Consider the following 17,026-nt stretch of genomic DNA (forward strand, 5'->3'; position numbering starts at 1 on the left):
GGTGAGCGCGACGCCGATCAGTCGGTATGACGGGGTGCAGGTTTCCGGCGGTGTGCAGGTGCGGATGACCGCCGATCGGGTTCGGCGGTGGGAGTTCGGTGCGGCGTCGTTCGCTCGGCGTGGTTACGACAACGCTGACGTGGACCGGTTCCGGGTGCAGGTCGCTGACGAGTTGGACCTGTTGGCGACGCAGATCGCGACGTTGCGGGCGGAGAACGAGCGGCTGACCGACCGGGTGGAGTTGCACCGGCACGGGGTGATTCCGAGTACGGGGGCGGCGGCGAAGGTCCCGGCGGCGCGGGAGGTGAATCTGCTGTCGGCGGCGCAGCGGGAGGCCGAGCAGATCATCGCGCAGGCGCATGACTACGCGCGTCGGGTCGCCGAGTACGCCCGGGTGCAGTACGAGAGTTATCTGCACGCCGCGGAGGCGGAGGCGAAGCAGGAGGCTGAGCGGGCGGTGGCGGAGTACCGCAGCGCGGCGGGGTCGAGCTTCGACGACACGGTGGCGACCCGGGAGGCGTTGCGGATCTTCGGCGAGATGATGGTGTCGCACATGCAGGCGGCGGCGCGGCATCTCGACGACGGCAGTGAGCAGTTGGCGCGCACGATGGATCGGATCGCGGCGGAGACGCCGGGGGCGCCGTTCGTGGGTGGTGTGGTGGGCCAGTCGGCGTTGCCGCGGCACCAGCAGCGCTGAGTGGTCGCGGGGTGGGGTTCGCTGACGCGGACCCCACCCCGGCGCGCTGACGGCGGTGGCATAGTCGGAGGGATCAGGCGGGGCTGACCCGTGGCCCGCCCCCTGGGAGAGGCGCCGTCGTGTCGGTATCACCGTCCCCATCCGGCGGGTCAGCGGACCCGCTGGCCGCGTTGGAGGCATCGGCGTGGGCGCTGGCGGCCGCGGTCGGCACCATGAGTGACGCCCTGTCGGCTCCGCTTGCCGAGGTCCTCGTAGCGTCGCCGCACCGCAGCGCGGTGCTGGAGGCCGCTGGTCTGCTGTCCTGGGACGGTGGGGCGCCGGTCGCGCACCCGTCGTTGGTGCCTGCCGACGGGCCGACCGGGCGCAGCGCGGTGCAGGCGCGGTTGAGTTCGCTGCGGCAGGCGGTCGTCGCGGCGGCGCAGGAGCCTTCCGGCGGGGGTGGGGCCGGCTGGGCGCAGGTGGACGACGAGGTGTTGCTGCATCAGGGTCGGGCGTCGGCGGCGACCGGTCGGGCGTTGGCGGCGCGGGTGGTTCCCGAGTTGCCGGGGCTGGCGGAGCGCTTGGACTCGGCCGACGCCCGGGTGTTGGACGTGGGCACCGGTGTGGCGGCGTTGGCTGTCGCCCTGGCGCGCGCGTTGCCCCGGGTGTCGGTGGTGGGTATCGACGTGCTGCAACGGGCGTTGGACCTGGCCCGCGGGGAGTTGGCCGAGGCGGGCGATGTCGCGGATCGGATCAGTTTGCGCCGGCAGGACGTCGCGGAGGTGGCCGAGCCGGGCGGGTACGACCTGGTCTGGGTGCCGGCGCCGTTTCTTCCCCAGCAGACGTTGGCGCTCGCGCTGCCCCGGCTGGTGCAGGCGCTGAGACCCGGTGGCTGGCTGGTGGCGGGCACCAATCCGCCGGCGGGGGACCCGTTGCGGGCGGCCGTCGACCGGTGGAACGCCGTCCGTAACGGCGGCAACGCCTTCGACGCGGACCGGATGGCGCAGGTGCTGGCGGGGGCGGGGTTGGGTGATGTTCGGCGTTTTCCGACAGTCCCCGGCGGGCCGGTGTTGGTCGCCGCGCACCGCCCGGGCGGCTGAGGGCTGCCGTCGGCGGGGCGGGTGGTCAGCTGAGGCGTTGTTGGAGGTGGAAGGTGACCTCGGTGCCGGCGGCGCTCTTACCGATGGCCTTGCACAGGGCGGCGCGGATGGGCAGCCAGTGGGGGCCGGCGCCGGAGGGCATGAGGGTGGCGTTGAACGGGTGCCCGTCGATGGTGCCGGTGACCTTGACGGCGCGTCGGGTGCCGAGCAGGTTCGCGGAGTCGGGCACTGTCACGTACGTGGCGAACGCGCCGTCCTTCTCGATGGGCGCGGTGAAGCGGTAGTCGAGTGGTTGCGGGTCCATGGGTTCTCCTCGGCGCGGCGGGTCGGTCAGCTGGCGGCGGCGCTGATGGCCTCGGCGATCGGGGTGGGCCCGCCGACGAGTTCCAGGGTCGCGCCGGTGGTGCGCGGTTCGTCGAGCAGGGCGGCGAGGACGTGGGCGACGTCGGCGCGGCTGATCGCGCCACGGCCGGCGTGTGGGGTGAGGGCGACCCGCCCGGCGGGTGGGTCGTCGGTGAGCCGGCCGGGTCGCAGCACCGTCCAGGCCAGGTCGCGGCCGCGCAGGTCGTCTTCGGCGGCGCGTTTGGCGCGCAGGTACGCCGCCCACACGTCGTCGCTGCCGGGGGTGGGTGGTGCGTCCACGCCCATGGAGGAGACGAGCAGGTAGCGGTGGACGCCGGCGCGGGTGGCGGCGTCGGCGAGCAGCGCGGCGGCGGCCCGGTCGACGGTGTCCTTGCGGGCGGCACCGCTGCCGGGGCCGGCACCGGCAGCGAACACCACCGCGTCGGCGCCGTCGAGGTGTTCGGCCAGCTGCGCGAGCGGGGTGTGTTCCAGGTCGCAGACGACGGGGGTGGCGCCGGCGGCGCGCAGCGTCGCGGCCTGTTCGGGGTTGCGGATGAGGCCGACGGCGGTGTCGCCGCGCCCGACGAGGTGGCGTTGCAACAGTAGGGCGATCTTGCCGTGGCCTCCGGCGATGACGACGCGCATGCGCCCAACCTACCGGCGTTGCGGGTGCGGGCGGCGCCACCGGCTTGACCTTGACCTTCGGGTAACCCTGAGCCTGGTGGGTGCCGGTCGCCGTGACCGGCGCGAGGAGGATGTCGACGTGGGGCTGATGACCATCGGGGCGTTCGCCCGGGCCGCGAGGCTGACGCCGAAGGCGCTGCGCCTGTACGACCAGGTTGGGCTGCTGGTGCCGGCCGCTGTCGACCCGGAGTCCGGTTACCGGCTCTACGATCCGGCTCAGGTGCCGGTGGCTCGGCTGGTCGCCCAGTTGCGGCGGCTCGGCATGCCGCTGGCGACGATCCGGGTGGTGTGTGGCCTGGAGCCCGCGGCGGCGGCTGAGGCGGTCACCGCGTACTGGCGGCAGGTCAGCGCCGACACCGCGGCGCGCGCCCGGCTGGCCACCCTCCTCGTGGACCACCTGTCTGAAGGGGGCGCCACCATGTCCGACCCGAATCCCACAGTTGCCGTCCGCTGCGCCGCCGGTTGTGACACCGGGCTGGTACGCGACAGCAACGAGGACACCGCGTACGCCAGCGAGCGGTTGCTGGCCGTGGCGGACGGTATGCGGGGGCCCGGCGGCGCGGCCGCCAGCGCCGCCGCCGTCGACGCCCTGAAGCCGTTGGCGCTCACCGACGTGCCGGCCGCCGACCTGCTGACGATGCTGGCCGGCGCGGTGAGCGACGCCGACCGCGCCGTGCACGGGTTGGCCACCGACACCGACCAGCCGGTCACCACGCTGACCGCGCTGCTGCTCAGCGGTTCCCGGCTGGCGTTGGTGCACGTCGGTGACACCCGGGCCTACCTGCTGCGCGGCGGTGAGCTGTCGCTGCTCACGCAGGATCACACCTGGGTGCAGGCCCAGGTCGATCAGGGCCGGCTCGACCGGGACCAGGCCGCTACGCATCCGCAGCGGGCGGTGCTGGTGCGTGCCCTCGGTGGCGGTCGGCAGGTCGAGGCGGATCTGGCGCTGCGTACCGCGCTGCCGGGTGACCGGTATTTGTTGTGCTCCGACGGGCTGTCCGCGGTCGTCGACCGGGCCGACCTGGGGGTGGCGTTGGCGGCGACGGACGTTCCCGAGGACACGGTGCGGGAGCTGATCGATCTGGCGCGGGCCGAGGGGGCGCCGGACAACATCGCCTGCGTCGTCGCCGACGTCGTCGCGGTGTAGCCGCCGATGCCACCCGCGCTGGGTGGGGCCGCCCACCCGGCGCGGGGCTCGGCGTTAGCGGATTGGTTGAGGCAGCATGGAGAGGTGATGGAGAGCTTCGACGCGTTGACCTCGCTGGTGGCCGGTGGTGGGGTGGTGGTGCTCAGCGGCGCTGGCCTGTCCACCGAGTCGGGAATTCCGGACTACCGGGGGCCCAGCGGGGTGGCGCGGCGGCATACGCCGATGACCTTCCAGGCGTTCACCCGTGATCCCCTGGCCCGGCGGCGTTACTGGGCGCGGAGCCACCTGGGCTGGCGTTTGATCGCGGGCGCGGCGCCCAACGCCGGGCACCGGGCGGTGGCCGGGCTGCAACACGCCGGGCTGGTCGACACGGTGATCACTCAGAACGTCGACGGTCTGCACGGTGCGGCCGGCAGCCCGTCGGTGATCGAACTGCACGGCCGCCTCGACGAGGTGACCTGCCTGGACTGCGGCAACCTGACCTCCCGGGAGGAGCTTCACCGGCGGCTGCGCGAGGCCAACCCGGAGTTCGTGGCCCGCGTCGCCGCTGTCAACCCGGACGGTGATGTTGATCTCCCCGATGAGCAGGTGGCGGCGTTTCGGCCGGTGGACTGCGGGATCTGCGGCACCGGGATGCTGAAACCGGACGTGGTGTTCTTCGGTGAGACGGTGCCGCCGCAGCGGGTGACGCGGTGTTTCGCGGCCGTGGAGCAGGCCCGGTCGTTGCTGGTGCTCGGGTCGTCGTTGACGGTGATGTCGGGGCGCCGGTTCGTGATTCGGGCCGCGAAACGGGGCATCCCGGTCGCGATCGTCAACCAGGGGCCGACCCGGGGTGACGACCACGCCACCGTCTGCGTCGACGCGCCGTTGGGTGCGGTGTTGCCGCAGTTGGCCGCGCGGGTCGGCGCCGGAGCCCCGCTCAAGGTGTGACGGCAGGGCCCTGGAGGCCCGGGGGGTAGGACATCCGCTGGAAACACCAACGCTGGTAGCGTTGACCACGCCGGTAACACCCACGTGGGAGAGACCGCCCGACAGCACGCAGGGCGGCGCCGAAGGGGCAAATCCTCCCCGGAACCTCTCAGGCAAAAGGACCTCGTGGGCAGGCACTGTGGAGCGCCCCTGTGGGTGCGACAGAGGGGGAGGCCGACACGTCGACCTCGCCCCGGGAGTGCCCCCTATGACCGTAGAGCAGTTCGCCACCCGTCACATCGGTCCCGGCCCCGACGATGAGCGTCGGATGCTGGAGGTCGTCGGGCACGACTCGATCGACGAGCTGATGGACGCCGCGATCCCCGAGGTGATCCGCTGGCACGGCACCCTCGACCTGCCCGACCCGGCCACCGAGGCCGAGACGATCGCCGAACTGCGGGCCCTCGCGGCCCGTAACACCGTCGCCGTCTCCATGATCGGGTTGGGGTACCACGGCACGCACACCCCGGCGGTGATCCGCCGCAACGTGCTGGAGGACCCGGCCTGGTACACGGCGTACACGCCGTACCAGCCGGAGATCAGCCAGGGTCGGCTGGAGGCGCTGCTGAACTTCCAGACCATGGTCACCGACCTGACCGGCCTGGCCACCGCGAACGCCTCGATGCTCGACGAGGGCACCGCGGCGGCGGAGGCGATGACCCTGGCGCGGCGGGCCTCCAAGAGCAAGAGCCGGGTGTACGTCGTCGACGCCGACGCCCTGCCGCAGACCATCGCGGTGATCACCAGCCGGGCCGAGCCGCTCGGCATCGACGTGCGGGTCCTCGACGTGCAGCGCGACGAGTTGCCGGCGGAGTTCTTCGGCCTGCACCTTCAGTACCCGGGGGCGTCCGGGGCGGTGCGCGACCACGCCAGTCTCGTGGAGGCGGCGCACGCCGTCGGCGCCCTCGTGACCGTCGCGGCGGACCTGCTGGCGTTGACGCTGCTGCGCGCACCGGGGGAGATCGGCGCGGACATCGCCGCCGGCACCACCCAGCGTTTCGGCGTACCGATGGGCTTCGGTGGGCCGCACGCCGGTTACCTGGCGGTGCGCTCGGGCCTGGAGCGGATGCTGCCCGGGCGCCTGGTCGGGGTGTCACGCGACGCGGACGGCAACCCGGCCTACCGGTTGGCGTTGCAGACCCGTGAGCAGCACATCCGGCGGGAGAAGGCGACCAGCAACATCTGCACCGCGCAGGTGCTGCTCGCGGTGATGGCCGGCATGTACGCCGTCTACCACGGCCCGGACGGGCTGCGTGACATCGCGACGCGTACCCATCGGATGGCGGCGCGGCTCGCGGCCGGGTTGCGCGCCGGTGGGGTGGACGTCGCGGACGTCGCGTTCTTCGACACCGTCACCGCGACAGTGCCGGGCGGCGCGGCGCGGGTCGTCGCGGCGGCCGCGCAGCGGGGGGTGAACCTGCGGCTGGTCGACGCCGACCGGGTGGGGGTGTCCTGCGACGAGACGACGACCGACGCGCACCTGGCGCAGGTGTGGGAGGCGTTCGGGGTGCCCGCGTTCGACGCCGACGTGGACGCGGCCCTGCCGGTCGGCCTGACCCGCGGCAGCGACTTCCTCACCCACCCGGTGTTCCGCAGTCACCACTCGGAGACGGCGATGCTGCGCTACCTGCGGCGGCTGTCGGACTTCGACTACGCCCTGGACCGGGGCATGATCCCGCTCGGGTCGTGCACGATGAAGCTGAACGCGACCACCGAGATGGAGCCGGTCAGCTGGGCGGAGTTCGCGAACATCCACCCGTTCGCGCCGGACGCGCAGACCGTCGGTTACCGGGAGATGATCGGTCAGCTGGAGTCGTGGCTGGCCGAGGTGACCGGCTACGACGCGGTGAGCGTGCAGCCCAACGCCGGTTCGCAGGGTGAGCTGGCCGGGTTGCTGGCGATCCGCTCATACCACGCGTCGCGCGGTGAGACGCACCGCGACGTGTGCCTGATCCCGTCGTCGGCGCACGGCACGAACGCGGCGTCGGCGGTGATGGCCGGCATGCGGGTCGTGGTGGTGGCCTGCGACGACGACGGCAACGTCGACCTCGTCGACCTGGACGCGAAGATCGACAAGCACCGCGACGCGCTCGCCGCGATCATGGTGACGTACCCGTCGACGCACGGCGTGTACGAGACGGGCATCGCGTCGCTGTGCGCGAAGGTCCACGACGCCGGCGGGCAGGTGTACGTCGACGGGGCGAACCTCAACGCCCTGGTCGGGTTCGCGAAGCCCGGCAAGTTCGGCGCGGACGTGTCGCACCTGAACCTGCACAAGACGTTCTGCATCCCGCACGGCGGCGGTGGCCCCGGGGTGGGCCCGGTGGCGGTCCGCGCGCACCTGGCGCCGTTCCTGCCCGGTGACCCGCTGGGCGCGCACGTGGACGCCACGCCGGCGATCTCGGCGGCGAAGTACGGGTCGGCGGGGATCCTGCCGATCCCGTGGGCGTACCTGCGCATGATGGGCGCCGAGGGCCTGACCCGGGCCACCGGTGTGGCGGTGCTCGCGGCGAACTACGTGGCGGCGCGGCTGCGGGGGCACTTCCCGGTGCTGTACGCCGGCAACAAGGGCCTGGTGGCGCACGAGTGCATCCTCGACCTGCGGCCGTTGACGAAGGCGACCGGGGTGAGCGTCGACGACGTGGCGAAGCGGCTGATCGACTACGGCTTCCACGCGCCCACGATGTCGTTCCCGGTGGCGGGGACGCTGATGGTGGAGCCGACCGAGAGCGAAGACCTGGCCGAGCTGGACCGGTTCTGCGACGCGATGATCGCGATCCGCGCGGAGATCGAGCAGGTGGGTTCCGGGGCGTGGCCGGCGGGGGACAACCCCCTGGCCAACGCGCCGCACACCGCGGCGATGGTCAGCGGCGACGAGTGGTCGCACGCGTACCCGCGCTCGGTGGGCGCGTACCCGGCCGGGGTGGACCGGGCCGGCAAGTACTGGCCGCCGGTGCGGCGTATCGACGGCGCGTACGGCGACCGGAACCTGGTCTGCTCGTGCCCGTCGCCGGAGGCGTTCGAGGACTGACAACGCCGCAGCCGGTCGAGACTGACGACGGCGCGCCGGGGCGGGCGGTACGGCCTGCCCCGGCAGCCGCTGCGACCTGGGCGGGGACGTCCCTTACCGGGGGGACTAGCCTGGGTCGACGGCGGCTAAACGGTGACGCTGAGTGGTCGGTCAGGCCACGAGGGCGTGGCGGGCGGGGCCGCGGTGCGGTGCGATGCTGCTGCCGTCGGGAAGCAGCTCGCCGGTGTCCTCGAAGACGATGACACCGTTGCAGAGCAGGCTCCAGCCCTGCTCACGGAAGCAGGCGAGGACCCGCGCGGCTTCCCGGTCGGTTGCTTCAGCGGAGGGGCAGGTCGGTTGGTGCTGGCACATCGGGTTCTCCGGACTGTGGGGGCACTGTGTCATGGTTCACATGACCAGTGACGCACAGTACCAAGCGAAAGTGTCCAGCATCGAGCAGGTGCCCGCCTGGTGCACGGGAAATCCACTGAACGGATGAGGAAGGTTGGACCGTACGGCGTGGAAACGCTCCCACAGGTGCTGGTCGATGTGCCCGGCGTGCCGGCCGCGTGCCGGGGTTCGCTGACCGAACGCGCGCGCCTGCACTGGTCTCGCGGCGACGGCGGTGACCCCGCGGCCCTCGCCGAGGAGTTCCTCGCCGCGCACGGCCTGCCCCTGCACGACCTGACCCGGCCCGCCACCGCCCCGCACGGCGCCGGGGTCTGCGGCGCGGCGCTGTACCTGTCCGCCGGCGCCGGGGCGCTGCTGGCCGGCGCCCCCACCGGGGCGCCCGAACCCGCGCCGGCCCTGCCCGACCTCGCCGTCGTCGTCTACCAGCACGGCCCCACCCGGGTCACCCGGCCCGGCCCACCGCCGCCGTGGTGGCTCGGCGAGTGGGTGGAGAGCTGGACCCCCGGCCAGCACGCCGCCGCCGTCGACGCGGTCCGCGCCGCCATCGGCCGCGGCGACGTCTACCAGAGCAACCTCGTCGGTCACGCCGCCGCCCCCTACACCGGCGACCCGTTGCCCGCCCTGAGCCGCCTCGGCGCGCTCCCCGGCGCCCGCTACGGCGGCGTCCTCACCGGCGACGGCTGGGCCATCGGCTGCGCCTCCCCGGAAACCCTCGTCGAGGTCACCGACGGTCAGGTGATCACCCGACCGATCAAGGGCACCCGCCCGGCTACCGCCACCGGCCGCGCCGAACTGCTCGCCAGCGCGAAGGAACGCGCCGAACACATCATGATCGTCGACCTGGAACGCAACGACCTCGCCCGCATCGCCCGCACCGGCACCGTCACCGTCGACGAGCTGTTCGCCGTGCGCCGCTGGTGCGACCTGTGGCAGGCCGAGTCGACAGTCCGCGCCGCCGCCGCCGATGGCCTCGGCCTCGCCGACCTGCTGCGCGCCACCTGCCCCGGCGGCTCCGTCACCGGCGCCCCGAAGCTCGCCGCCCTGACCCAGATCAGCGCCCTCGAACCGGTCGGCCGGGGCGCCAGCATGGGCGCGCTGGGCTGGGTCGCCCCCGGCCACGTCGACCTGGGCCTGACCATCCGTACCGCCGCCGCCGACGGCCAGCGGCTGCACACCTGGGCCGGCGGCGGCATCACCTGGGACAGCGACGCACGCGCCGAGGTCGCCGAGGCCGCCGCGAAGACCACCCCGATCCGCGCCACCCTGGCCGGGCGCTGACCGCAGCACCGGACGGCGATACGCTGAACCTCATGACCATGCGGCCCATCCGGATCATCGGCGACCCTGTTCTGCGCACCGGATGCGAACCGGTCACCACCTTCGACGCCGAGCTGCGCGCCCTCGTCACCGACCTGATGGACACCCTGCTCGGCGCCCCCGGCCGCGCCGGCGTCGCCGCACCGCAGATCGGCGTCAGCGCCCAGGTGTTCGTCTACGACGCCGACGGGCACCGCGGCCACCTCATCAACCCCACCCTGGAGCTGTCCGACGAGCTCCAGGACGACGAGGAGGGCTGCCTGTCCATCCCCGGGCTGTACTTCCCGACCGTGCGGGCCCTGCACGCCACCGCCCACGGCGTCGACCAGCACGGCGAGCCGTTGACCATCGCCGGCAGCGGTTTCCTGGCCCGGGCCCTGCAACACGAGACCGACCACCTCGGCGGGCGCCTCTACGTCGACACCCTGCGCGGCGACACCCGCCGCCGGGCGCTGCGCGAGATCCGCGCCGGGCGCTTCGACTCACCCAGCCGCCGCGGCTAGCTCACCCACTGGTCGTGGCCCAGCTTCGCGACCAACGCCACCACCACCACCAGCAACACCACCCGCACGAAGCCGGAGCCGCGGCGCAACGCCATCCGCGCCCCCAGCACCGCGCCGGCGATGTTGCACACCGCCATGCCCGCGCCCAGCAGCCACCACACGTGCCCGGTCACCCCGAACACCACCAGCGCGCCCAGGTTCGTCCCCGCGTTGACGACCTTCGCCATCGCCGAGCCGTGTACGAAGTCCGCGCCCACGAGGGCGGTGAACGCCAACACCAGGAACGTGCCGGTGCCCGGGCCGATCAACCCGTCGTACAGGGCGATCCCCACCCCGGCCACCGCGATCACCGCCGCCACCCGCACCGGAGTGCGCTTCGCCGGCGCCGCCACCACCCCCATCCGGGGACGCAGCAGCACGAACACCGCCACGGACACCAGCACCACCAGCACGACCGGCCGGTACGCCGACGCCGGCACCGCCCCGGCCAGCGCCGCGCCGACGCCCGCGCTGAGCACCGCGAACCCCGCAGCCGGGCCCGCCACCCGCCAGTCGACAGTCGTCCTGCGGGCGTACGTCGCCGCCGCCGTGGCCGTACCGAAGATCGCGGCCAACTTGTTCGTGCCCAGCGCGGTGGCCACCGGCAACCCCGGGGCGGCCACCAGCAACGCCGGCAGCAGCAACAACCCGCCACCACCGACCACGGCATCGACCCACCCGGCCATCGCGGCGGCGGCCAGCAGGGTACTCAGCGTCACGGCGTCCACGGGCGGCAATTCTCCCCACCCGAAGCGCCGCAGCGGCACCCGAGTGGCCAGCCTCACCCGGTCACCGACCCCGCGTACGCCGCAACCACACCCCCAACGCGCCGATCGCCACGAATACCAGCACCGAACACAGCAAGACCTTCACCACCCGGCAACCATGCCACGGGCACGTAAGGTGCAGGAGTGCGCCTGGCCACCTTCAACCTGCTGCACGGTCGGTCCCTCACCGACGGGCTCGTCGACTCCGACCGACTCGCCGCCGCCATCGGCGCCCTCGACGCCGACGTGCTCGCCCTGCAGGAGGTCGACCGCGACCAACGCCGCAGCGGCAACCTGGACCTCACCGCCATCGCCGCCCGCGCCCTCGACGCACCGCATCACCGCTTCGCCGCCGCCGTCGTCGGCACCCCCGGCGAACAGTTCCGCCCATTGCGCCACGACGACGACGGCCACGGCGAACCCTGCTACGGCATCGGGCTGATCAGCCGACACCCCGTACGCAGCTGGCAGGTCACCCGACTCAAGCCGGCGCCGGTGCGCTCACCGGTCTACGTGCCGGGCCCCCGCGGCGGTCTCATCCTGCTGCACGACGAACCCCGTGTGGTCCTCGCCGCCGTCCTGGACACCCCGCACGGCCCGCTCACCGTCGCCGCGACCCACCTGTCCTTCGTGCCCGGCTGGAACGCCCGCCAACTACGTCAGACCGTCCGCGCCCTGCGCGCCCTACCGGGCCCCCGCGTCCTGCTCGGCGACCTCAACCTGCCCGCCGGCGCGGCCCGGCTCATCTCCGGGTGGCACCCCCTGGGCCGACGCCCCACCTACCCGTCCGGGCAGCCCCGCGTCCAACTCGACCACATCCTCGCCGACCGGCACGCCCTCGATCAGCTCCCACCCGTACGCGCGGTCACCGCGCCGGCGTCCACCATCTCCGACCACCGCCCCCTGCTGGTCGACCTCGGCTGAGCATCATCGCCCAACCGGCCACATCGCGGCTCACGAATGTCTAGGGTGGGCTCGCCGACACCACGCTGTCGCGCCATCGCCACCCCCGACACCACAGGGAGCTGACCATGAGCGACACGCCGGACACGATCGTCCTCATCCACGGATTCTGGGTCACCCCCCGCAGCTGGGAACACTGGGTCACCCACTACCAGGACAAGGGCTTCCAGGTGCTCACCCCCACGTACCCCGGGCTGGAAGGCGAGGTCGAGGCGATCAACGCCGACCCCAGCCCCCTGGAGACGCTGACCGCGCCACAGATCATCGCGCACCTGTCCGCGGTGGTCGCCGCGCTGCCCACGCCGCCGATCCTCATGGGCCACTCCGCCGGCGGGGCGTTCACCCAGGTGCTACTCGACCGGGGCTACGGCGCCTCGGCGGTCGTGCTCAACTCGGCGCCCACCGAAGGCGTCAGGAACATCCCCTTCTCGCAGCTGCGCTCCACCTTCCCGGTGCTGCGCAACCCCGCCAACCGGCACCGCGCCGTCGGGTTCACCTTCGAGCAGTGGAACTACGCGTTCACCAACACCTTCGACGAGCAGACCGCCCGCGCCCTGTACGAGCGCTACGCCATCCCCGCCGCCGGCGGCATCCTCTGGGACAGCGTCCTGGCCAACCTGCTGCCCGGCCCCCAGGACATCGCCGTCGACTACCACAACGACCAGCGCGCGCCGCTGCTGTTCATCTCCGGCTCGGAAGACCACATCCAGCCGCCCAGCGTGCAACGCGCCAACGCCGCGCACTACAAGGGCGACACCCTCACCGAGGTCGAGCTCTTCGAGGGGTACGCGCACCTGCTGCCCGCCCAGCAGGGCTGGCAGCGCATCGCCGACGTCGCCCTCGACTGGGCCCTGCGGCACGCCCGATGACCGCGACGCCTTACCGCGCCAACCGTTCGGCCTGACGCCGCCTCCAAGGTCGACTCGACTTCCTGAAAAGCCGGACATCCCCGTGCCCCGGACACCGCGCCTTCCTGAAAACCGAGTCGATCAAAAGCCGGCGGGGGAGCGGACCACCGAGTCGCAAGATTCCCTCAAGATCATTGCATCGACGGACTTCGACGATCATGCTGGTCGACACGCGCCACGATCAACTCGTCGGAGGCCACATGAGACGCCAGCGACCCACCCTCATCGCCGTGTCCACCCTCATCGCCGTCATCCTCACCACCGCAGCCACCCCCGCCAACGCCCAACGCGCCGCACCACCGGACCAGGTCACCGCCCTCACCGCCCACCAGGCCGACGGATACACCACCCTCGCCTGGCAACCCGTCGACGGCGCCACCGACTACCAGATCGAACGCACCCCCGTCGACGCCGACAACACCCCCACCGGCGCACCCACCATCGTCGGCATCTGGCGACCCAACCGCCAAATCAACCAACACGCGCCCACCTTCGCCGACTCCGGCTACAACCCCGGCGACACCTTCCAATGGCGCGTACGCGCCCGCACCGGCACCACCGAACAGCCCTACTCCGACCCGGTCACCGCCACCACCACCGCACCCTGGGGCAACCCCACGACCCCCGGCGAGCAACTGCGCACCGGCTGGGAGACCACCCACGCCGCGCAATACACCAGCGACACCGACGAGTACGCCTACACCGCCGCCATCGACGCCCTCAGCGACCTCGTCCGCGTCGTCGAACTCGGCCGCACCGTCCAGAACCGACCCATCAACATGATGGTCATCGGTCACCCCACCCCTGCGGCCACTCCGGAAGCCGTCGCCGCCACCGCACCCGTGGCCATCAACTGCAACGTGCACGGCAACGAACCCGGCGACCGCGAGGCCTGCCTCATCATGGCCCGCCAACTCGCCTTCAGCACCGACCCCCGCATCACCGACCTGCTCAGCCACACCACCGTCCTGATCGTCCCCACCATCAACGGAGACGGCCGCGCCAACAACACCCGCGGCAACTCCACCGGCCAGGACCTCAACCGCGACTACTCGCTCATCCGCCAGCCGGAGACCACCGCGTACATCAAAATGGTCCGCGACTACCGACCCGTCGCCGGCTACGACGGCCACGAATTCGGCAACTCCCGCGCCGGCGACCTGCCGATGCTGCCCCCACGGCACCAGAACGTCGCCCAACCCATCTTCGACCAGTCCCAGGACATGATCGAAGGCCACATGTACGCCAAGGGCGCCGAAGCCGGCTGGTGGGCCTGCCCCTACGGCTGCGAAGGCGGCGGCAACGTCGGCCTCAGCGAAGAAACCATCCTGCGCAACACCCTCGGACTCAAGAACGTCACCAACTCCCTGCTGGAACTGCGCAGCTCCGGCGGCCAGACCCGCCCCGACGAGGGCAACACCGCCAACAACCGACGCCGCAAGACCTACTCCGCCCTGTGGACGTTCCACCAGTTCCTCGACTACCACCGCGCCGACCGCGCCGACATCCTGAAGGCCCGCAGCGAAGCCATCGAATCCCAAGCCGCCAACACCGGCCGGCTGGTCTTCCGCGGCTCCCGCCCCATCCCCGCCCACCCGGCACCGCACCCCGGCGACAGCCCACCACCACTCGACGCGCCCCCCGCCGACCTGATCCTCGACAACGCGCCCTGCGCCTACAAACTCACCGACGCGCAGTACAACGGCGCCCGCACCGACGGACCCGGTGGCGTCGGCACCACCGTCGCCCAGCGCATCGCCGCCCACGGCTGGAAGGTCATCACAATCGGCGGCGACCACTACGTCCCCCTCAACCAACCCGAACGCGGCCTCATCCCCCTGCTCCTCGACGCCAAGGGCGTGGAGAAGCTGACCGACGGCGAACGCGTCTATCCCACCCTCACCGGCCGCCGCAACGGACCCCTGGCCGTCACCGGCTTCACCTGCGCCGACGACGCCACCATCAACGGCCCGGTCACCGTCCGGGCCGGCGCGGCACTCGTCACGACCGCAACGACCATCAGCGGCCCACTCACCGCCACCGGCGCCGCCGGCATCCTCCTCGCCGACAGCACCATCAACGGCCCGGTCCGCATCGCCACCACCACCGGCGCGATCTCCATCATCGACGCCACCATCGCCGGCCCCGTCGACCTGTCCGGCAACACCACCGGCACCGACGCACCCGTGCTGGCCGGCACCACCATCCGCGGCCCCCTCAACTGCACCGGCAACAACCCCACCCCGCACAACCTCGGCATCGCCAACACCGTCCACGGCCCCCGCACCACCCAGTGCGCGGCACTGTGACCGACAACTAGCGAGCCGTCACGCCGGCGGCGCGGGCCCACACCCGCGCCGCCGGCACCTCACCAGTTACCCCCGCACCCGTGGAGGACGCCGTGTCGCACCCCGCCACCCCACCGCGACACCCCCGACGATTGCGCGGACCGCACGGCGCTCGGCGCGTCCGACGGGCGCTCGGCCTGATCCTGCCGACCCTGCTGCTGGCCGCCTGCACCGCCAGCCCCGCAGCTCCCCACACGGATGCCGCGGCGGCGGCCACCGCACCCCAGGTCACCGGGCCACTCTGCGCCGCCCTGCCCACCGGCACCGACCCCGGCAACCCGAGCTTCCTCGCCGGCCAACCCGTCGACCAGGCGCTGCGCTGGATCCCCACCCTCACCACGTTCGAAGCGGCCCTGCGCACCAGCGGCGTCCTCACCGACCTGCCCGCCGGCGACGGCGTCACCGTCCTGGCGCCCTCCGACGACGCCTTCGCCGCCACGTTCTCCGAGGACAACTGGGACGACCTCATGACCCACCACACCGACCAGCTCCGCACCCTGCTGAAAGCCCACCTCATCACCGGAGCCCACCCGATCGCCGACCTCACCACCGCCGGCACCGCCACCACCCTCGACGGCGTCGCCGTCACCGTCACCCGCACCGGGCCCACCGCCCGCCTCGGCGACCGCGCCGACACGGTCTGCGCCGACTACCAGGCCACCAACGCCCGCATCCACATCATCAACGCCGTCCTCGGCCCCCTGCCCGTCACCGCCGACGGCACCGGCCACCGCGCACACTGACCACGCTCACCCGGGCGGCACCAGACCCGCCAGCGCGCGGTTGGTCCGGTTGGCGCGGACCGCGTCACGCTGCTGCCCGGCCGTCACCTCGATGTACGTCTGCGACGACGCCAACGACGCGTGCCCCAACAACCGCATGATCTCCGCCGCGCTCGCACCGTCCTCCGCCAACCGGGTCGCGAAGGTGTGCCGCAGCGCGTGCAGCCGCGCACCACGCGGCACCCGGTCGCCGATGCCGGCCCGCCGGTAACACGACTCGACGAGATACTGCAGGCCACCACGGCGCAACGGCTCACCGCGCCGATCCACCAGAAACGCCGAGTCGGGGCGTACCGACCGCGAACCGAAACGCCGCACCCGACTGTCCAGGTAGTCCCGCAGCACCCGGTCCAGATCCGCCTCGATCGGCACCACCCGAGGCCGCCCGCCCTTGCCCGCCACCTCGACCCGCCGCTCACCGGGCCGGCCGCCGAGCGAGTCGACACGCAACGCCAGCAGCTCCGACAGGCGCAGCCCGGCGCAGAGCGCCACCGCCAACACCGCCACGTCCCGCTCCGGCCACGGGTCGCGCTGCCGCCCGTCGTCCCGCGCGGCGGACGCGAGCAGCACCTCGGGGGTGTCCGCGCCGCGCAGCGGCTTCGGCTGGGGGAGTAGCGCCCGAGGCCGCCCGACCGCTGGCATCGGGTTGCCCGCCACGAACCCGTCAGCGACCAGGAACGTGAAGAAACTGTTCCAGGTGGACCAGGCCCGATGCACCGACGCAGGCGCCCGGGGCGCGGCGAACCGGGCGAAGGCCGCGCGCATCACCCGGGGGGAGAGCTCGGTGATCGACAGCGCGTCCAGGGGTAGGGGAGGGGTGGCATCGTCCGCGACCAGGGTGGCCACCGTGTGCAGATCTCTGCGGTACGCGGCCAGGGTGTGCGGGGAGGGCTTGCGGGTGGCCCGCGCGGTCAGGAACTCCTCGATCAGCACCGCGAGCGATTCGTCCTGTTTGTCATGCATAAGGGATATTATGCAGCATTTTCGCGTATCCGGGAAGCGGGGGACGAGGGGGAGAGGACCGCCGCGAGTACGGCTGGAGCTGATCGAGGAGCACGTA

At 72.6% G+C, this 17,026-nt stretch carries 16 protein-coding genes and 1 riboswitch; of the genes, 11 read left to right on the forward strand and 5 right to left on the reverse strand.

All coding sequences use genetic code 11. The annotated features are described in order from the left end of the window. Window position 1: 1 nt before the first annotated feature. Both ACQRWP_RS10710 and ACQRWP_RS10715 read left to right on the forward strand, forming a co-directional pair. Complete coding sequence (locus tag ACQRWP_RS10710; protein ID WP_112587029.1) at window positions 2-697, forward strand: DivIVA domain-containing protein; 696 nt, start codon at window positions 2-4, stop codon at window positions 695-697. A 119-nt stretch (window positions 698-816) separates the two neighbouring features. Further along, window positions 817-1,776, forward strand: a complete 960-nt coding sequence (locus tag ACQRWP_RS10715; RefSeq protein WP_430502083.1) for an SAM-dependent methyltransferase — start codon at window positions 817-819, stop codon at window positions 1,774-1,776. Between the two features lie 25 nt (window positions 1,777-1,801). Here ACQRWP_RS10715 and ACQRWP_RS10720 read toward each other — a convergent pair whose 3' ends face one another. Beyond that, entirely contained in the window at window positions 1,802-2,080 is a 279-nt protein-coding gene (locus tag ACQRWP_RS10720; RefSeq protein ID WP_430502084.1) for a DUF1905 domain-containing protein, read from the reverse strand. Between the two features lie 26 nt (window positions 2,081-2,106). Then, entirely contained in the window at window positions 2,107-2,763 is a 657-nt protein-coding gene (locus ACQRWP_RS10725; RefSeq protein WP_430502085.1) for an NAD(P)H-binding protein, read from the reverse strand. Between the two features lie 118 nt (window positions 2,764-2,881). On the opposite strand from ACQRWP_RS10725, the gene ACQRWP_RS10730 reads away from it, so the two are divergent. From ACQRWP_RS10730 to gcvP, 3 genes are all read left to right on the forward strand, one after another. Then, entirely contained in the window at window positions 2,882-3,949 is a 1,068-nt protein-coding gene (locus ACQRWP_RS10730; protein ID WP_430503178.1) for a MerR family transcriptional regulator, read from the forward strand. 87 nt (window positions 3,950-4,036) lie between these two features. Then, the gene (locus tag ACQRWP_RS10735) at window positions 4,037-4,879 is read left to right on the forward strand and encodes an NAD-dependent protein deacetylase (protein ID WP_430502086.1); all 843 of its coding nucleotides are present in this window, start codon (window positions 4,037-4,039) and stop codon (window positions 4,877-4,879) included. 75 nt (window positions 4,880-4,954) lie between these two features. Further along, window positions 4,955-5,053, forward strand: a riboswitch (glycine riboswitch). Window positions 5,054-5,126: 73 nt separating this feature from the next. Beyond that, window positions 5,127-7,949, forward strand: coding sequence for an aminomethyl-transferring glycine dehydrogenase (gene gcvP, locus ACQRWP_RS10740; RefSeq protein WP_430502087.1), 2,823 nt, complete (start codon window positions 5,127-5,129; stop codon window positions 7,947-7,949). Between the two features lie 150 nt (window positions 7,950-8,099). On the opposite strand, the gene ACQRWP_RS10745 is transcribed toward gcvP, so the two are convergent. Beyond that, window positions 8,100-8,300 (reverse strand): DUF5999 family protein, encoded by a 201-nt coding sequence (locus ACQRWP_RS10745; protein ID WP_007460326.1) that lies wholly within the window; start codon window positions 8,298-8,300, stop codon window positions 8,100-8,102. A 123-nt stretch (window positions 8,301-8,423) separates the two neighbouring features. On the opposite strand from ACQRWP_RS10745, the gene ACQRWP_RS10750 reads away from it, so the two are divergent. Both ACQRWP_RS10750 and def read left to right on the forward strand, forming a co-directional pair. Then, the gene (locus ACQRWP_RS10750; RefSeq protein WP_430502088.1) at window positions 8,424-9,617 is read left to right on the forward strand and encodes a chorismate-binding protein; all 1,194 of its coding nucleotides are present in this window, start codon (window positions 8,424-8,426) and stop codon (window positions 9,615-9,617) included. Between the two features lie 32 nt (window positions 9,618-9,649). Beyond that, complete coding sequence (def, locus tag ACQRWP_RS10755; RefSeq protein ID WP_210783845.1) at window positions 9,650-10,159, forward strand: peptide deformylase; 510 nt, start codon at window positions 9,650-9,652, stop codon at window positions 10,157-10,159. Here def and ACQRWP_RS10760 read toward each other — a convergent pair. Then, entirely contained in the window at window positions 10,156-10,926 is a 771-nt protein-coding gene (locus ACQRWP_RS10760; protein ID WP_354942621.1) for a sulfite exporter TauE/SafE family protein, read from the reverse strand. The genes def and ACQRWP_RS10760 overlap by 4 nt on opposite strands. 183 nt (window positions 10,927-11,109) lie before the next feature. Between ACQRWP_RS10760 and ACQRWP_RS10765 the strand changes: the two genes are divergently transcribed. The 4 genes from ACQRWP_RS10765 to ACQRWP_RS10780 all read left to right on the forward strand — a co-directional run bounded on the left by ACQRWP_RS10765 (window position 11,110) and on the right by ACQRWP_RS10780 (window position 15,927). Continuing rightward, complete coding sequence (locus ACQRWP_RS10765; RefSeq protein ID WP_430502089.1) at window positions 11,110-11,889, forward strand: endonuclease/exonuclease/phosphatase family protein; 780 nt, start codon at window positions 11,110-11,112, stop codon at window positions 11,887-11,889. Window positions 11,890-11,996: 107 nt separating this feature from the next. After that, window positions 11,997-12,797, forward strand: a complete 801-nt coding sequence (locus ACQRWP_RS10770; protein ID WP_430502090.1) for an alpha/beta hydrolase — start codon at window positions 11,997-11,999, stop codon at window positions 12,795-12,797. A 239-nt stretch (window positions 12,798-13,036) separates the two neighbouring features. Then, window positions 13,037-15,145 (forward strand): M14 family zinc carboxypeptidase, encoded by a 2,109-nt coding sequence (locus ACQRWP_RS10775; protein ID WP_430502091.1) that lies wholly within the window; start codon window positions 13,037-13,039, stop codon window positions 15,143-15,145. A gap of 80 nt (window positions 15,146-15,225) precedes the next feature. After that, a complete protein-coding gene (locus tag ACQRWP_RS10780) occupies window positions 15,226-15,927 on the forward strand; it encodes a fasciclin domain-containing protein (protein WP_430502092.1) in 702 nt (233 codons plus the stop codon). A gap of 6 nt (window positions 15,928-15,933) precedes the next feature. Here ACQRWP_RS10780 and ACQRWP_RS10785 read toward each other — a convergent pair whose 3' ends face one another. Next, entirely contained in the window at window positions 15,934-16,929 is a 996-nt protein-coding gene (locus tag ACQRWP_RS10785) for a tyrosine-type recombinase/integrase (RefSeq protein ID WP_430502093.1), read from the reverse strand. Window positions 16,930-17,026: the final 97 nt, after the last annotated feature.

Origin of the sequence: Micromonospora trifolii, from assembly GCF_050516465.1 — a bacterium.
Classification (GTDB): domain Bacteria; phylum Actinomycetota; class Actinomycetes; order Mycobacteriales; family Micromonosporaceae; genus Micromonospora; species Micromonospora trifolii.

Excerpts from the sequence above, each read along its gene's own strand:
- ACQRWP_RS10720 (WP_430502084.1), bottom strand. The coding sequence starts at position 2,080 with ATGGACCCGCAACCACTCGACTACCGCTTCACCGCGCCCATCGAGAAG.
- ACQRWP_RS10725 (WP_430502085.1), bottom strand. The coding sequence starts at position 2,763 with ATGCGCGTCGTCATCGCCGGAGGCCACGGCAAGATCGCCCTACTGTTG.
- ACQRWP_RS10735 (WP_430502086.1), top strand. The coding sequence starts at position 4,037 with ATGGAGAGCTTCGACGCGTTGACCTCGCTGGTGGCCGGTGGTGGGGTG.
- gcvP (WP_430502087.1), top strand. The coding sequence starts at position 5,127 with ATGACCGTAGAGCAGTTCGCCACCCGTCACATCGGTCCCGGCCCCGAC.
- ACQRWP_RS10745 (WP_007460326.1), bottom strand. The coding sequence starts at position 8,300 with ATGTGCCAGCACCAACCGACCTGCCCCTCCGCTGAAGCAACCGACCGG.
- ACQRWP_RS10750 (WP_430502088.1), top strand. The coding sequence starts at position 8,424 with ATGAGGAAGGTTGGACCGTACGGCGTGGAAACGCTCCCACAGGTGCTG.
- def (WP_210783845.1), top strand. The coding sequence starts at position 9,650 with ATGACCATGCGGCCCATCCGGATCATCGGCGACCCTGTTCTGCGCACC.
- ACQRWP_RS10770 (WP_430502090.1), top strand. The coding sequence starts at position 11,997 with ATGAGCGACACGCCGGACACGATCGTCCTCATCCACGGATTCTGGGTC.
- ACQRWP_RS10775 (WP_430502091.1), top strand. The coding sequence starts at position 13,037 with ATGAGACGCCAGCGACCCACCCTCATCGCCGTGTCCACCCTCATCGCC.
- ACQRWP_RS10785 (WP_430502093.1), bottom strand. The coding sequence starts at position 16,929 with ATGCATGACAAACAGGACGAATCGCTCGCGGTGCTGATCGAGGAGTTC.